Below are 17,015 nucleotides of genomic sequence, written 5' to 3'. Positions count from 1 at the left end.
TTAATCACGGACTTTTTGAACTCGCGCTTAAAACTAAACAAGCTTGAGTATATCAAATTGGGCGGGTGATGCAAGTTTTTATTTCATTAAAACTTGCACCGTTGATGCAAAGTTTTTATTTCGTGAAAAACATGCATCGTCGATGCGAACTTTTTATTTCATTAAAACTTGCATCGTAGACTTCCCTCAGCGAACATCGGCTTCGCGACGTTTTACGACCCTGCTCCTGGGGCAGACTAACCAATAAGTAGATTCTTATATCGGCTGAGGTGGACAAGTGAACCGGTTACTATCGTTTTGGAACGAACAGAAAAAATTTCTTACTCCTTTCGTAGTGATGCTTCTGGTCATTATGTTTATTGTTGAATTCGTGAAGGGAGCGATACTCGTCTCGATTTTGCCGATATATATGAAGTCGGTGCTCGGGATTACGACGTTTTTAATCGGCTGGACGCTTGCGCTTCAATACATAGGCGACAACTTGTTCCGTTCCCCGATCGGCTGGCTGATCGATAAAGTCGGCTATCGTCCGGTTATGCTGGGCGGGGTAATCGTGACGCTGCTGTCGGTGCTTATCCTCGTGTTTTTTCGTCAGCCGTATTGGATCATGCTGTCCTGCACGCTGCTCGGAATCGGAACATCGCCTTTATGGCCCTGCGTCATTACGGGGGCGACGAATTCGACGGGAGAGAAGGCGACCGGCACTACGATGTCGATCATCTATATGTCGTGGTTATCCGGAGTCGGCATGGGGCCGGTCGTCATCAATTTTTTTATCGGAGACACCTACAGAACGGCGTTTGGTATCTTGCTCGGCCTGATGGTGCTGACTGTGGTCGTCTCGCTGTTTTTGCCTGGCAAAGGATACGGCTCGGATCTGAAATCCCTGGTGAACGATTACCGGGCCGAGCACGGGGCGCGGGGGTCGGCAGACGGCTTCTTCATCCGGCAAACCCGCAAAATCCGCCTATATATGGATGAAGTGCGGCGCTCGCTGCACGTCAGCTGGGTCTTTTATCCTTCCCTGTTCGCCCAGACGTTCGCTCTCGGGCTGCTGACGCCGGTGCTGACGCTGTATGCGAGGACGATCCTGAACTTGACGCCTGCCCAGTACAGTCTGTTTCTGATTGCCGGGGGAGCGGTTACGGTGCTATTCCTTATACCTGTAGGCAAGCTTGTGGACCGTTTCGGCGTCCGCTGGTTTATTAATATCGGGCTCGTGCTCAGCTCTGCGACGCTGCTGACGTTCACTTCGGTGAAGTCCGTCGGCTGGGTGCTTGTGCTGGTGATGCTGCTCGGGGTCGGTTATGCCCTGATCATCCCTTCCTGGAATGCGCTCATCGCCTCGGTTATTCCGAAGGAAAAGCGCGGCGCGATCTGGGGGTTCTTCCTCACGATCGAAGGATCGGGCAACGTGCTCGGACCGATCTTATCGGGCAAGCTGTGGGATTCGATCGGCTATCAGGCGCCGTTTCTGTTAAGCGGGTGCGTGCTTGCCGTCCTTTTCGTTCTACAATTGTTCATTTTTGTCGACCGTAAAGTTATGGTAAGATGATTAAAGCGTCTGCAAACGCAACGGTTTGGCTGGTGTTGTATACTACGTTTTCGGAGGCCTTTCGTCCATGAACAAGCAGATTGGGGTCATCATGCTCATTCTGGTGACCATCTTTATCGGATTCGGCATTATCATTCCGGTCCTTCCGGAAATTGTCAGTCCTTTTCATCTCAGTATGATGCTAACGCTTTACTCCGCGATCTCGTTCGTGATGTCGCCGTTTTGGGGCTCGTTATCGGACCGGATCGGCAGACGGCCGGTGCTGCTGCTCGGTCTTGTCGGATTTGCCGTGAGCTTTCTGATTCTCGGCCTTGCCGGCGATTCGTTATGGCTGATGTATGTGTCCCGCATCCTTGGAGGCGTGTTCTCCGGCGCGGCGACTTCCTGCGCCGTCGCTTATGTGGCGGATATTACGACGGAGAGCAACCGGACGAAAGGGATGGGACTGGTCGGCATGTCGATCGGGCTCGGTTTCATTTTCGGTCCGGCGATCGGCGGGCTGCTGGCGGGCTTCGGCTTGTCGATTCCGTTTTTCGTCTCCGCAGCCTTGTCGCTGATCACGTTCCTGTTTGCGTGGAAGCGCCTGGTGGAGTCGCTTCCGGCAGAGAGCAGGGGACAGAGCGGCCAGAAGCGGGTGTCCCGATGGACCGCTTTCTCGGGTCCGCTCAAATATTTGTATGTGTTGTCGTTTTTCGTGACGTTTACGCTGGCCGGCATGGAGGCGACGCTGCAATACTTCCAGATGCTCCGGTTTAATGCGACTCCGATGGATATCGGCATTATGTTTCTGGCGAGCGGTATCGTAGGGGCGGCCATTCAGGGAGGCGTCGTCCGGAGGCTGGTCAAACCGGGGGACGAGCCCAAAGTGATCGCGATCGGACTGCTGCTGTCTTCGGTCGGATTTTTCCTGATCCTCCTGTCGTCGAACTTGCTGACCGCTTCAATTTATTTGACCGTATTCGGCGCGGGCAACGCTTTGATCCGTCCGTGCGTGTTGTCGCTCATTACGCAAAAAACGAAAGTCGGCCAAGGCGTAGCGACGGGCTTGAACTCGTCCATGGACAGCCTCGGCAGAATCGCCGGCCCGCTGATGGGGATGGGCGCCTTTCACTTTAACGTCAATATGCCGTTCGCGATCGGCGGCGTCCTGTGTCTGGCCGCAATCCTGCTGCTCGTTCCGTACCGGGCGCTTGACCGCCGGATGAAAGCGGAAAGCGCGGCAGGCTGATCGCAGCCTGCTTGCAACGAGGACGGCTCCTGCCGGCAACAGTCCTGCGGACGCGTCCGCTGTGTTCACCTCGAGCCGCAGATTTTTTCTAGCGGCACATATCCGCTTCGTAAACAAACAAGGCCCCCCGGTAACGCCTGACGGCATTTCCGGGGGGCTTTGTTGATGCGTTGTGCGTCTGGCTTGTTACTTCGTTACCGAAACGGTAATCGTTGTGCTGGAGGTCACTCCGGCATAGTTGACCAGCTCGGCCCGATACGTATACGTCCCGACCGGCTTGCCGCTTACAAGCGTCGCCGCCGATTGCGCCTGAGGCGTCCGTGCGGTCAGCGTCTGCGTGTCGATCAGCGTTCCGTTCTCGTACAGCCGGTACGACTCCCCGTTCGTTCCCCACCACATATTCATACGGATCGTAAAGTTTCCGTCCGTATCCCAATTATCGTGAGAGAGAACGGCTTTGGCCGGTGCGGCATCGGTTACGTTAACGGTCAGCACGCCGCTTTTCGTCGTGCCGTAAGCGTTCGTAAGCTCGGCGTAGTAACGGTAGGTGCCGTTAGGTTTATAAGTGACGGACGTAACGGTCGCCTGAGCATGAGGCGAATTGTCGAGCAGCGTCCGGGTGTCGATCAACACGTCGTTCTCATACAATTTGTACGAGCTGCCGTTATTGCCCGACCACATGTTCATCGTGATGTTGTAGCTGCCGTCCGCAAGCCCGGTATCGTGTCCGTTGTCGTGGGATAAAACCGGTAGTCCCGGCACTCCGGTGCTTTTCGCTGCGATATTTGTCACGGTAGCGGTTTGACGGGCTGGGTTGCCTGCTTCATCGATAAATTCGAACATAAAGCTGCCGTTGGCTTGGAACGTATAGCTGGCCGATCCGCCATTGTTCGTAATCGTAACCGGTTCGCTTGGCGTCAAGACCGCGGTAACCGGGCCGCTGGTCGGAGAAGTGCTGCTGTAGGTGACGGAAGCGGCCGGCGCCGTGGTGTCGATCCGCAGCGAAGCGGTCTTGACGGCTTCGCCATTGCCCGCCATGTCCGTCGAACGGTAGCTGATCGTATAGGAGCCATCCTGATCCAGAACGAACGGGCCCGTATAAGCGTTCCAAGCGGCTCCGCCGTTGAGGCTGTACACGGTGTCCATTACGCCGGCCCCGCGGTCGTAGGCGGACAGGGTGACTGTAACCGGATTGACGTACCATCCGTTCAAGCCGTCCGGCAGGCCCGGCGACAGTTCCGCAGTCGTTACGGGAGCCGTGCGGTCCATCAGCATGTTTTGCAAGTAGATCTTCCGCTTGTCATCAACGTCGTAGCGCAGCTCCATCCATGTCCGGACGTTCTGGAACAGCTGATCCGTTTGCACCGCATTCAAGCTCGCCAGTTGGCTCATCGCAGCGCCTTTCGCAGCGCCGTCCTCGATCAGGGGCAGGACGATCCGGTTGTAGAAGGCGATGTCTTTCGTAGCGGGGTTCTGAGACCAATAGGCGGTCAGCTCCGCGGATTTGGTTTGAAACGACGCCCAGGCTTTGGCCAGCATATATTTCTGGATCGCCATCCGTTGCTCCGCCGTCGGAGCTTGAAAGCGCAGCAAGTTGAACTTCCCGGGCTGATGGACGTGTCCTCCCCAAGTCTGGCCGTCGGAAGGGGACCATCGGATCAGGTTGAACTGCCAGTCTCCGCCATCCAGAGGCAGACGGTCGTACACGTTCTCCCAAGGAAGAACGACCACCGTTCCCCAGCCGGTCGGAATCTGTCCCGTATTCACCTTGACGCTGCCTTTCAGCGGACGGTTATTCCGGTACTCGGTCTGCCACTCGTAATATTCGATTGGCCCTCCGTCCGTCGGCACGATCATCTGATGGTAGGGGAGATCGCCTTCCCCGGGGACTACAAAAAACTCGAACGAGCTCGGCTTCAAGCTGCCGCCCGCATCGTTCTCCCATTCGTTCGCCTGGAAAAACATATATAAGCCGTCCTCGCGGTATACCATATAAAAGGAAGTTTCGCGCGGGCCGCCCGGCGGGATCGGGGTGCCGGGCCAATATACCCCGAATCGCGTTTCCTTGTATGCCGGATTGTTGAAATAAGAACTTTGCGCCCATTCCGCCGGAGATTGGAGCGATTCCTCCGTCCAAGTAACCGGATACACCTTCTTCGTCTCGGCCTGCACACTCGCTGGGCTCATACCCGAAGCGGCCCATACAAGCGCAAGCAGCAGGATGATAACTCGCCCTGATTGTCGGAACATCGTACCGCCTCCTTAGTGGGTAGTTTCCAAATCAAGCAACAGCCCGATATGCCGGATCATCTCCAGCCGGAGCAGATCTTGATTCGTCGAGCGCTCGTCGACTTCTTCGAGCCAAATCAAGGCGTTGTTCGCGGCGGCTACCCGATCGGCTTGACCCGATGCAATCGCGGCGGCGGCAACCTGCTTGAGCTTGGTCGCATAGCGGATGTCGTCAATCCCTTCGCGGAACCCTTCCCAGGCGATCGTGTCGATCAGTTTCGTTCTTGTCGGATAGACGAGGTTGAAGTTGCGGAATTCGTCCTGAATCGAGTTGTCGTTCCAGATGTTCGGAGGGCCTTCATAGAAAATATAATTGTATGTAGCGTCATAGTTGGCTTTGTACGTCCACATCCCGTGACGCTGACGCATCAAGTCGGGATTTTCCGGTCCGGTATGCGGGTACGCGTAATTCGTAATCATTTTGTCGCTGCCGAAGGAGTGCCACATATCCGCCTTTGCGCGGGTCGGCTCTCCGACGATGTTCAAGAAGTTTTCTTTCACGTCCAGCTCGAAGTGGCGTTCGGTGCCGGTAGAGAATACTTTGGCTCCCTTGTCGTGCATGTACTGCCACATCTCCTGCTGGAACTGCAGCATCGACCAGGAAGGCTCATCCCAGCCGTCAAAATACAGGTTCGTGTGACCGACGAAGCTGGAGACATAATCGTACGCCTCGTCGAGCGCGGCCTTTTGCGCGTTAACGCCGTTTCGCCATGCGTCGTAGAGGGTGTCCATCGCCAGCTTGTTCGCTTCGGTCGGATTCGCTTCATAGGTCGCCTTGGCGGCCAAATAACCTGTATATTTATTGAAAATGTCGTAGGGTGGAAACGTCTGCTTCACGCCGAACAACGGGTTCAGACTGAGGCCGGCCTGCTGCATAAGCTCCAGCTGCTTCGTGAAGGTCGCCCGGTCGGCAACCGAATAAAGCGGTCCGGGGATATGAAGCGCGTTATGATCGGCGAGATTCTGATAATCGTTCAGCAGTTTGGTCTCTACGAGAGCGAGATCCCCTTTGGCCTGAACCAAATGTTCCTTCACTCGGCTTTGGTGGTAAAGCATGACGTAAAAGTCTTTGTTCACATCGTAATACGTTTTCGGCTGAGGAAGCTCATAAGGAAGGACGCGGACATATAAGGCGAGGCTGCCTGCCGGGACGCCGTCCGCTACGATATCGATCGAGCCGGTATAAAAGCCGGCGGCGGCTTGGCCGGGAACCTTCAAGGTAAGCCACATCTGCTTCGATTCCCCCTGCTTCAGTTCGATCGGCAGAAGAGTCGGGCTGTCCTCGACCGGTTCCTCGTATGTGTTGAATTTGGTCGCCGGGATGTTGGAGATGTCTTTGTACTGGGAGCCGGTCGGGTAGTCGACGCGCAAGGAGTTGCCTTTGCGGTTATGGTCGACGAGAATGAGGTTTTCATCGTGCAGCAGCAGCTCGGGAACCAGCACTTGCTTGGAGGAGTCGCTAAAGTAGCTTTGCCAGGCCGTTCCGCCCTGATACCAGGTTTTGACGACCCGCAGATCGATAGCGCCGGCCGGAATCGTGCCGCCTTCCCCTGTCAAATCGCTGACGGCAAAGGTGACAGAGCTTACATCGGAGAGCGGGGCGAGAACGAAGGAAGCTGCTTCGAATTCCCCTTTCGCCGAGATGACCGAGAGTTGATCGGTTAAGGCGCCGTCTTGCGGAAGCGTATCCGGCAGCCGCTTTTCCGGGCTGATCGGGGGAGCCTCGTAGACGATAAAAGGCGAGTTCGCCCAAGGGGCGCCGCTGCTGAGCAGGTTGACGTCCGCGGCCAGCTTCAAGGCGTAGCTCAGCGCCTTGTGCGTGGTCAAGCCGGCCTCGGGCGTGATGTCGGCTGAGCCCAGCACCGTATTGGCTTGATTGCGAACGCTTTCAAGAAATTGCTTCAACGGAAGCCGGTCGGTAGTGCCAAGGAGCACATTCAGTTCACTGACTTGGGCGGCCAGCCCTTCTCTCGACCAGGAGTCGCCCGGAGCGGGGGAAGCAGAATTCGCCATTGCCGGCGAGACAACGAGAAGCAAGGTGCAGAGCATAGTGACGACAAGCATCAGACGCTTGAACAACAAGATCACTCCCTCGTATTCCATTGTGATGGTTGCAGTCTGCGCACACTGCAGCCTTATATTTCACTTCACTGCGGCTTGACTCGGGCGGCTAACCCCAATACAGCTGCCGCACTGCAGGAAATAACGAATTCTCCATATCTGCTTCACCCTGCTGTAGCTGTAACCATCGGCGTTCTCGTGTATCCATTCTCCTCCTGTCCTCTTAGAAAACGGTTCGATTCATATTATACATCATAATTTACGTATGTAAATGTTTTTCTCATTTGCGCATTATGTATCGAAATCATGCGGGTTCAGGATAAAATAAGCAGATAAAATCTTTGTTTTTTTTTCATTATGCAATTTATTTATATTTATAAAAGTGGTAATATGCAGTTAACTGGAACAGGAACGGACCTGGAGAAAGACGGATTCGGCATGAAGTTTTCCCGTGGAGGATGGACGAATGCGGAACAGAATTAGCTGGGAGAGAGCGGGCTTGACCGGACTGGCGTGCCTGACGCTGGCCTTGTCCGGATGCACATTGTGGCCGAAGGAAGAATCGGTGCTGAAGCCGCCGCTCGTATTGCCGCAGAAGGAAATCTACAATTTGCACGAAGTGAAGCGGGGGACTGTGACCCGGCAGGTGAAAGGGACGGGCGTGTTCCAGTCGTCCGACGTCGTCAGTCAGCACTTTTATTCTACAGGCAAAGTAACGGGCGTTCGGGCAAAACCCGGAGACCGGGTCCGGCAGGGAGACCCACTGATCGAGCTGGAGATCGGGCTTGGCGATATCGCCGTCAAGGAACGGGTCCGGGACTTGGCGAAGGCGAAGCGCAATCTGAATCTGGCCAAGGAAAGCCGGGACGAGGAGCTGATTCCGATCCGAATATTGGAGGTGGATATCGCCGAGCGATTATGGAACGATGCCCAGTCGCAGCTGGAAGGCAAAACGATGCGGGCGCAAATCGACGGCATTATCGTCGCGATGGAAGAGGTGAAGATCGGAGATACGGTTGAACCGGCTAAACCTTATGTAACGATAGCCGATCCGCAAAGGATCGAGCTGACCTACACATCGTCCGGCTCCGATAATGTGCAGGAGGTCCGGGCCGGGATGCGGGCCGACATCGTGTACCGGGACCGGCAGCTGCAAGGGACGGTGGTCCAAAGTCTGGCAAACGCACCGTCTACCGGTCAGAAACCGCAAAACGCCGGTTATGCGAAAACGATATATGTGCGGCTGGACGATGCCGGCATCCGCCCGGAGCTGAACGACAGCGCGGAAATTCAAATCATGCTCCAAAAGAAAGAGAACGTCGTCGTCATTCCGAGGTTCGCATTAACCTCTGTTCTGGGGCGTACTTACGTCAAAGTGCTGGAAGGAGAACGGATTCGGGAGGCCGATGTAGAGACCGGGCTCGAGTCGGCCACAGAAGTCGAGATCGTCAAAGGGCTGGAAGAAGGACAGCAGATCATTATCCAGTAACGGCCGGGCTCCGCACTCCACTAAGTCGGGAGGTATCGTGTTGGCACTGCTTCTCATGATGGTGCGCAAGCTGGCAAATAACGGATGGCTGGCGGTTTGTCTTCTCGGCGGGCTTGTTATGTCCGTGGCGCTCGTAAGCAGCATCCCGATCTATACCGATGCGGTATTGCAGCGGATGCTCATTAAGGATCTGGAGCAATTCCAGATTACGTCCGGCCGTTATCCCGGAATTCATTATGCGAAGGCGGTTATGGGAGGCACTTCCTATTGGGATACCGGGGACTACAAGCCGGAGGACCGGCCTCAGGCGGTACGGACGCTGGACGACTTCATGCGCAAGGAAGCGGCTCCCGGATTCGGACTGCCGGTAAGCGAGCTGGTGCGCGAGAGAAGGACGACCTATTATTCGGTGACCCCTGCGGAGCAGACCCGGATCGAATCGGGGACGAACCGGCAAATCGAGCTGGCGGCAAGGTCCGGCTTGTCCGAGCATATTCGTCTGGCAGACGGCAGATTGCCGGCCGATCGGCCTGTGGACGGGATCTACGAGGCGCTTGTGACCGAGCAGTCGCTGAAGGCGTTAAATATGGTGCTCGGCAACGTATTCGTTATAAACGACGAGGAAGCGAAGACGAACATCCGGATCACACCCGTCGGCGTCGTCGCCAAGAAGGACAATGCCGATCCTTATTGGTACAACCAGTTTGAAGACTATGCCAAAACGTTTTTTATCGACTTCGAGCTGTATGAACGCGACTTTACGACAGGGGAAGTGCTGCCGACGGCAAGCGCCGGCTGGCTGTTCCTGCTTGATTACTCCCGGATGGGCCTTGATTCCATGCACCGGTTCGTTGAGGCGAGCGAACGAATCGAATCTTTTTTATCAGGCCGGTTCCGTACCTACCTCACCGAAGTCCCTGCCATGCCGACATTGCAGACGTACTTCCAACGGGAAGCCGACTTAAGGAAGATGCTCTGGTCGCTGTACGTGCCGATTATGATTATGCTCGCTTATTACCTGTATATGGTGTCCAACCTGATTACGGAGCGCCAACAAACGGAAATTGCGGTGCTGCGCAGCCGCGGAGCCAGCCGGCTTCAGGTCGCGGCCGGCTATATGATCGAAGGGCTGCTGCTGGGGGCTGTCGCGCTGGCGATCGGACCGCCGCTTGGCATGCTGCTCGTCCGCTTGCTCGGCGCTTCGAACGGGTTTCTCGAATTCGTCAACCGTTCGGCTCTGCCGGTCCGGTTGAGCGGCGAGTCGTACCGGTATGCGCTTTATGCGGTCGCAGCCTCCGTCCTGATGACGCTTTTTCCCGCGCTTGCCGCAGCCCGCCTGTCAATCGTCAGCCATACCCGGCAGTTGGCCCGCCGCGGGAGCCGTTCGCTATGGCACCGATTCTACATAGACTTCGTGCTGGTCGCGGCCGCGGTATTCGGCCTTCGCCGGTTCGACAGGCAGCGCAGCGACTGGATGCGAATGGGAGCGGACGGCTCCGACTTCTCCGTCGATCCGCTGCTGTTCTTTTTTCCCGCGATGTTTATTCTGGGCGCGGGACTGCTTATGCTGCGCTTTTATCCTTGGCTGCTCCGACTCCTCTATTGGACCGGCAGGAAAAGATGGCCCCCGGCGCTTTATGCGACGCTGATTCAAGTCGGAAGAGCCGGAGCGCCGTATCTGTATGTGATGATGTTTCTGATCATGACGATCGCAATAGGCTTGTACAGCGCTAGTGCGGCGAGGACTTTGAACGATAACGCGGAGCACAAAATCCGCTATAAAAACGGCGCGGACATCGTGCTGAAGCAAGCCTGGATCAGCGACGCCCCGCTTTCGGGCTCCGCAGGTCCAACCGGCCGTTTACCAGGCAACCCCGGAGAGCAGACGAGCGCAGACGCTATCAGGGCGGATACGGGTTCGGCGAAGCGGACTCACTACGTGGAGCCGCCGTTCCAGCCGTTCCTGGAGCTTCCGGGCGTACAGTCCGCGGCCAAAGTATTCGTGAAAGAGGAAGCGGGGTATGCGGCCGGCAAGGAGGGCGGACCGATCCGGCTGATGGGCATTAACACCGCTGAATTCGGACGTACGGCATGGCTGAGGAACGGCCTGCTGGAGCATCATCTGAACGACTATTTGAATCTGATCGCGACCGATCCGTCAGCGGTATTGATTTCCCGAACGATGGCCGATCAGGGGATCAAGCCCGGAGACGTGATTTATATCGATTGGAGCGGCGTCCCTGCGAAGCCTTTTACCGTTTACGGGGTAGTCAATTACTGGCCGGCCATGAATCCGAATCCGTCCGGGCGTGTCCGGGACGGCGTGCCCCCGGAAATACCCCGTTTCGTGATCGGTCATCTCGAGTATATCCAGCTGGCGCTGGCGCCCGAGCCGTATGAAGTGTGGATCAGATTCAAGGATGGGGAAAGCAGGCAGCCTCTGTACGATGCGTTGGCGGCGAACGGCATCAGCTTGATCTCGGTGGCGGATACGCGGGAGGAGGTCGTCGCAGCCAAAAACGATCCTTTTCAGCTGGCCGTAAACGGGGTGATGACGCTCGGCTTTCTCATCGCCGTGATCATCAGCTTTGCCGGTTTTCTGCTGCATGGGGTACTGTCGCTCTCCGGACGGCTCGTGCAGTTCGGGATCTTGCGGGCCATGGGCATTTCGTTCCCGCAGCTGCTAGGGATGCTGGCTGCCGAGCAGCTGCTGACTACCGCAGCCGCCGTCGTTATGGGCGGGCTTGTCGGCGGGGTGACGAGCGCTTGGTTCGTCGCTCTTTTCGAAATCTCCTTCAGTCCTTCGACGCAAGTACCGCCATTCCAGGTAACGTTCGATTCCGGCGATACGTTGAAGCTGTATGTGATCGTGACCGGTATGATCACGGCGGGGCTGGTTGTTCTCGGCTGGCTGCTGTCCCGTATCCGAATTCACCAAGCGGTCAAGTTAGGAGAGGATTAGGCGGTGATGATCTTGGGGCATGGACGAAGGACGGACCGATCCGCTGCGAGAGGAAGAGGATGCCTCACGCTTTCCCTGACTGCTGTACTTCTGGCAGCAGCGCTTCTAGCGGGATGTTCGCTTCTCCCGAAGCGAAGCGAGTCCGGTCCCGGGCTGATCGAGAATGTCCGGGTAAAAGCCGACGTCTGGGCGGTGAAGAAGGGGACGCTGACCGTCGAATTAACCGGAGCCGCCATAGTTGTCCCGGCCCGGGAAAAGTTTTATTCTTTTCAGGTTAACGGGACGGTTGGGGAGGTACGGGTCAAGCGGGGGGACCGGGTCGGCCGGGGAGACGTGTTACTGCGGCTGCGAACCGCGGATTTCGCTTTATCGCACGCCCGGCAAAAGCTTGCCGTCGAGAACATGAAGCTGGCGCTTCGCCAATCGCTGAAGTCCGGTCATCCCGACGATATAATGATCGACCGGATGAATCTCGAGATCGAACAGTTGAAGCTGTCCCGGCTGCTGGACAATCAAAGCAAAAGCGAACTCGTCTCGGCAGCAGACGGAATCGTGACGTTTCTGGACGATATCGTAGCCGGGAGCAAGGCCGAGACGTACCGGAACGTGGTCGGCGTCGCTCCATCCGGTGCGTTGCGGCTTCAATATACGGGAGACCTGTCCGCTTACGCAGGCCGGATCAGGCCGGGGATGCCTGTCGCCATACAGGTGGAAGGGGCGACGGTGAGCGCGCGGGTAGCGGGGGCGCCTTTGACGATTTCTCAAGATGACGGTCATCAGCAGCAAGCCGAAACTAACGAGAACACCCTTTTTTTCGAATTCGCAGGCCCGCTCCCGGACGGACTGACGCTTGGAGCCAGTCTGGATTTCCAGCTGGAGCTGGTCAGCAAACCGGATGTGCTGACGATCCCGCGCCGGGCGCTTCGGTATGAGAACGGCTCGGTTTACGTACAGATTGCAGACGCGGATATACGCCGGGATACGGAGGTGCAGATTGGGCTCGTCACCCGTACGGAAGCGGAGATTGTGAGCGGGTTGACGGAGGGGCAGCTCGTTGTGATCAGTCCGTAGCTAACAGAACGAGTGAGACCGGATGTTTCATACCTGTGAAAAATGTCGGATTTTCGCCGGATATTTCATTTAAAATTCTTAGATTTATCACAGGTAAGAAAATAATGCGCATATATGAAAAAACCGTTGACTATCCGGATTTGCGGATATAATATTTTGTTAGCGTTTCCTATTCGTCAGATCATACGGGACAGTTCAAGGATAAGGGGAGAGGGCGGCCATGGGCGAAAGCGGCAAGAAGCTGAAAGTAGCAGTCCTCGTCACGGAGTACAGGTACAACTCCCACGCGGATGTCATTTTGGGGCGTCTGCTGGGCGGTTTTGCTTATCGCCCCCGGGTAGAGGTCGTTTCGATGTATACGGATCAGGTGCCGGACGGCGATATGAGCCGGGAGGCCGCGGCCCGGTGCGGCATTCCGGTCTGCCCGTCGATCGCCGAGGCGATCCGGGCCGACCATTCGGGAGGGCCTGTGGACGGCGTGATCATAATCGCCGAGCACGGAAATTACCCCAAGAACGAGAAGGGGCAAATTTTGTACCCCAGACGGCGTTTTCTTGAGGAAACGCTGGCAGCGCTCGATGAGCTTGGGCGTGCGGTTCCGATTTTCTCCGACAAACATCTGGCCTACACTTACAGCGATTCACTGTGGATGTACGACGAGATGAAGGCGAGAGGCATTCCGTTCATGGGCGGCTCCTCGATCCCGTATGCCGATCTGGTGCCGGCTCTTGATCTTGGGCGTGCAGGGTCGATGAAGGAGATCCTGGTGATCAGCAACGGAGGGCTGGAATGTTACGGCTTCCACGCTATGGAGGTGCTTCAATCGATCGCCGAGTTTCGGAAGGGCGGCGAGACCGGGGTGCGGTCCGTGGAGTTGATCCGGGGCGGCCAAGGGGAAGTATGGGAAGCGATGGACCGCGGGGAATGGCCGGAAGATTTGCTGCTGCATGCGCTCTCCGTTTATCCGGATTTGCCGCAAGTGCATCCGAGAACGAGCGAGCCGGACCCGGCTATGTACAGAATCGAATATGCGGACGGCACGAAGGCTTTCATTATTCAGTTCAAGCGGCTGCACGAGCATTGGGCTTTCGCCTTTCGCGACCGCGAAGGCCGGATCGCCGCTTCGCGCTACGACAACGATCTCGACCGGCCGTTCAGCCATTTTGAACGGTTGACCCGGTCTATCGAGACGTTTTTCCTTACGCGGCGGCCGCCGCAGCCGCCGGAACGGACGCTGCTCACATCAGGCATGATCAGCTTTGCGATGGATTCTTTATTTGCAGGAAAGAAGCTGGAGACGCCCGAGCTGATGATCAAGTATGCGGCGCATTCGGTCTTGGAGGGAAAAGAATGAATAACAATCTGTTTGCCGGAATTCCGGAGGAGCTTACCCGGTTTACCCAGTTGCCCAATCAGGAAGGGCACAATGCGGTGTGGGATTTCGTGAAGTCGCCGGGCGGACGGTTTTATGTAAGCGTATGCGGGGAAAACGAGAAGCCGCTCACCGCGTTGCTGTACGAGTATGATCCCGAGTCGGGCGGGCTCAGGCTTATATTCGACGTGGCGAAAGTGTGGATCGTCGATTCGCAGCAAATGCCGCCGAGCAAAATCCATACGAGCATCGATTTTTTGCCGGACGGCAGACTGATTATGGCGACCCATAACACGGCCCCCGCGCCGGGCCACAAGCAGTGGATGTATGAGCAGTATTACGAGCATCCGTGGGAAGGGTATCCCGGCTCGATCCTAATGATCGTCGATCCGGATACGAACGAGGTTCAGGTGAGAGGCATTCCCGTGCCGAGGGAGAGTATGTACGGCGGCATGCTGGGCAATGATCCGCGTTATTATTATTTTCTCGGTTACATGAGAGGGCACTTGTACCGGATCGATCTGGATACCAATGAGGTGAAGGATTACGGCAAAGTGTCGGAATTCTCCTCCTGCCGGCTCGTCAAGGATGCCCAAGGCCGGTTGTACGGCAGTTCCTACACAGGGGGGATCTGGCGATTCGATCCGGAGCGGGAAAAGGTGCAGGATTTGAAGGTGAATTTCGTCTCTCCTAACGGAACGAAGCATCGGAGGCAGTTTATTTTCGCCGTGCATTCTCCGCGGAATTCGCTGTTCCTTGTAGACAATATGGACGGGGAGATGATCGAGCTCCATACGGAGACGCTTGCGGTTACGAGGCACGGCCCGATCCATCTGCGCCATGAAACGCCGGTGAATCCGTACGGGATCGGAGGACTGGCGGCCGACGACAATTTCGTTTTGTATTACGGCCTGAAAACATACGACGGTTATTTCCCGATCCGGCTCGTCCGGTGGGATATTTTGAACGGCGGAGAGCCGGAAAATCTGGGGCTGATCGCACCGCAAGGCAAGGACTCCCAGTACATATGCGAGATGATTTTTGACCGCGACGGCTGGCTGCATATGGTGGACGTATGCGGAGAGTTTTCCCCGTACATCCTCGCCGTCGATATGAAGAAGCTGCAGCCTCCGGGACCGGGCGCTCCGAACGTGCCGCTGAGGCCGTACACCGAACCGGACTATAACGGTGTCGGTCGCCCGGCGTTTATGCATATCGTGGCGGGCGGCACGCGGACCATGCCGCTTCACCAGTATATGAGCTGGAACGATACGGCGGTCCGTCACGTGCGTTCCATCGCGGAGCGCGTATTCACGATAAACGGCGGCGCTCAAGTGCTGCTGGCCGAGTCGGATGCCGGGACGGGACGGCTTGTGCAAAAGACGGTTATTTATGACGGGGGCGCTCCTCTATCGTGTGTGGATGTGGACGGCCGGAGGGCGGCGGTCCTTACGGCGGACGGCAAAATCGTGGAAACGGATCTTCGGGCCGGCACCGGTACGATTATGTTCGAAACGCCGGAGGGAACGAAGCTCACGAAGCTGCACCTGACTCTCAAAGGAAACCAATTGCTGGCCAGCGACCCGGCAGGCACCGTGTACGTATGCGATCCGCAGAAGCGCTCCCTTCAGTTGCTGCACGGTCTGGTCTTGACCGAGCCGGATGCCCATCCGATCCGGCTGGACGACGACAGGCTGTTGCTGTCCGGCGCCGCTGACGAGCTGGTGCTATACGATCTGGCGGAGGGTCGTGCCGTGACGCTGCCGGTCAAAGTTCCCTCCATCCGGGGAAGAGCGTTCCGGGCGACGGTGACGGGTGGGGCGGCGCTCGCAGACGGAACTGTAGTTGCGGGGACGGCGGACGGCATGTTGTTCACGTTGTCCGCAGATCACCGGAAGACGACGTCCTACGGCCGGTTATACTCAAGCGGGCAACTGCGTTGCTTCGTCAGACGGAACGGGGAGGAAGTTTTCGGCGTATATGGCGGAGCCAGGGATGCCGGCCATGTGTTCCATTTTTCGTGCGAGCACGGGTTTACGGATCTGGGAAGACCGCGGGTTATTAAAGACAATGCGGAGCTGAGGGAGCTGGATTCCGAGTGGGCCAGCATCCATTCCATCTCATGTCTCGCCTACTCGCCCGAGGACGATTCCTTATGTGTCGGTTCGGGAGAGCTGTACGGCTGCGTGGTGCGTTATACGAATGTCGCGGTTCCCGGACAGGGTGGGGAGCCGGGATGATGCACAAACCCATACAGGCGCACAGAGGCTACTCGGATCTGTATCCTGAGAACACGATGCTGGCTTTCAGGGAGGCGGTGCGGGCGGGAGCCGGAGGGATAGAGATGGATATCCGGCGGACGGCCGATCATCAATTTGTGATGATCCACGATTCGACTGTCAACCGGACGACGAACGGAACGGGCAACGTAGCCGAGCTCGAATACGGCAGCTATATGCAACATTTGGATGCGGGCGGTTGGAAAGGGCCGGCCTACGCGAATCGCGCAGATACCCGAATCCCGACGCTGCAGCAGGTGCTGGATGAGTTTCAAAACAGCGGCATTACGTTGATCCTGCATCTGAAGCAGGAGGACTCGCTCGATGTTTTGAACATCGTCCGGCAGCGGAATAGGCTCGGCCAAGTCGTGTTTTTTGGAAATGAAGCGGTGATCAACCCGATTAAGAAGGCGGAAGCGGGCGCGTATACGCAAAATGACGGAGCGCCGGGCCCGGAGCGTTATGAAGCGTTGCTGCGCAACGCGATCGAATACGGCCATAACGCTGTAAGCGTAAGCAGCGACACGGTAACGGGTGAAATGGTGGCGGAGATCAAGCGGTATAATAAATGGGTGCATGTGTCCTTCTTATCCGGCGATTACGAAGCCGGCGTAGAGCGGTTGACCGCGCTGAACGTGGACTATATGCTGGGCAACGATCCGAGACGGATGATCGGCGGACAGGGCCGAAAGGAGAATGCGATATAAAA

At 56.8% G+C, this 17,015-nt stretch carries 9 protein-coding genes and 2 pseudogenes; 8 read left to right on the top strand and 3 right to left on the bottom strand.

All coding sequences use genetic code 11. The features are described from left to right. Nucleotides 1-277: 277 nt before the first annotated feature. Nucleotides 278-1,555: an MFS transporter gene (locus tag PV433_RS15240; protein ID WP_332072936.1), complete on the top strand. Its 1,278-nt coding sequence runs from the start codon at nucleotides 278-280 to the stop codon at nucleotides 1,553-1,555. A gap of 67 nt (nucleotides 1,556-1,622) precedes the next feature. Then, entirely contained in the window at nucleotides 1,623-2,783 is a 1,161-nt protein-coding gene (locus tag PV433_RS15235) for an MFS transporter (RefSeq protein WP_332072934.1), read from the top strand. Nucleotides 2,784-2,969: 186 nt separating this feature from the next. On the opposite strand, the pseudogene PV433_RS34110 reads toward PV433_RS15235, so the two are convergent. The 3 genes and pseudogenes from PV433_RS34110 to PV433_RS15225 form a co-directional block, all read right to left on the bottom strand. Then, a pseudogene (locus PV433_RS34110) lies at nucleotides 2,970-3,545 on the bottom strand (chitinase N-terminal domain-containing protein); the annotation flags it as partial. 243 nt (nucleotides 3,546-3,788) lie between these two features. Further along, a pseudogene (locus PV433_RS34105) lies at nucleotides 3,789-4,052 on the bottom strand (OmpL47-type beta-barrel domain-containing protein); the annotation flags it as partial. 993 nt (nucleotides 4,053-5,045) lie between these two features. Beyond that, on the bottom strand, nucleotides 5,046-7,151 hold the full coding sequence (locus PV433_RS15225; RefSeq protein WP_332072931.1) for a hypothetical protein: 2,106 nt from the start codon (nucleotides 7,149-7,151) through the stop codon (nucleotides 5,046-5,048). Nucleotides 7,152-7,599: 448 nt separating this feature from the next. On the opposite strand from PV433_RS15225, the gene PV433_RS15220 reads away from it, so the two are divergent. The 6 genes from PV433_RS15220 (at nucleotide 7,600) to PV433_RS15195 (ending at nucleotide 17,013) form a co-directional block, all read left to right on the top strand. Next, complete coding sequence (locus PV433_RS15220) at nucleotides 7,600-8,622, top strand: efflux RND transporter periplasmic adaptor subunit (protein ID WP_332072930.1); 1,023 nt, start codon at nucleotides 7,600-7,602, stop codon at nucleotides 8,620-8,622. A 37-nt stretch (nucleotides 8,623-8,659) separates the two neighbouring features. After that, complete coding sequence (locus PV433_RS15215) at nucleotides 8,660-11,584, top strand: ABC transporter permease (RefSeq protein ID WP_332072928.1); 2,925 nt, start codon at nucleotides 8,660-8,662, stop codon at nucleotides 11,582-11,584. Nucleotides 11,585-11,587: 3 nt separating this feature from the next. Continuing rightward, nucleotides 11,588-12,655 (top strand): efflux RND transporter periplasmic adaptor subunit, encoded by a 1,068-nt coding sequence (locus tag PV433_RS15210; protein ID WP_442951530.1) that lies wholly within the window; start codon nucleotides 11,588-11,590, stop codon nucleotides 12,653-12,655. A 220-nt stretch (nucleotides 12,656-12,875) separates the two neighbouring features. Further along, a complete protein-coding gene (locus tag PV433_RS15205) occupies nucleotides 12,876-14,009 on the top strand; it encodes a hypothetical protein (protein ID WP_332072927.1) in 1,134 nt (377 codons plus the stop codon). Further along, a complete protein-coding gene (locus PV433_RS15200) occupies nucleotides 14,006-16,267 on the top strand; it encodes a hypothetical protein (RefSeq protein ID WP_332072926.1) in 2,262 nt (753 codons plus the stop codon). The genes PV433_RS15205 and PV433_RS15200 overlap by 4 nt, the downstream gene beginning before the upstream one ends. Continuing rightward, entirely contained in the window at nucleotides 16,264-17,013 is a 750-nt protein-coding gene (locus tag PV433_RS15195; RefSeq protein WP_332072925.1) for a glycerophosphodiester phosphodiesterase, read from the top strand. The genes PV433_RS15200 and PV433_RS15195 overlap by 4 nt, the downstream gene beginning before the upstream one ends. The last annotated feature ends 2 nt before the right edge of the window (nucleotides 17,014-17,015 follow it).

Source organism: Paenibacillus sp. GYB004 (assembly GCF_036577605.1).
Classification (GTDB): Bacteria; Bacillota; Bacilli; order Paenibacillales; family NBRC-103111; genus Paenibacillus_AB; species Paenibacillus_AB oceani.
The sequence above is the reverse complement of the archived record's forward strand: the minus strand, read 5'-3'. Positions and strand labels throughout refer to the sequence as shown.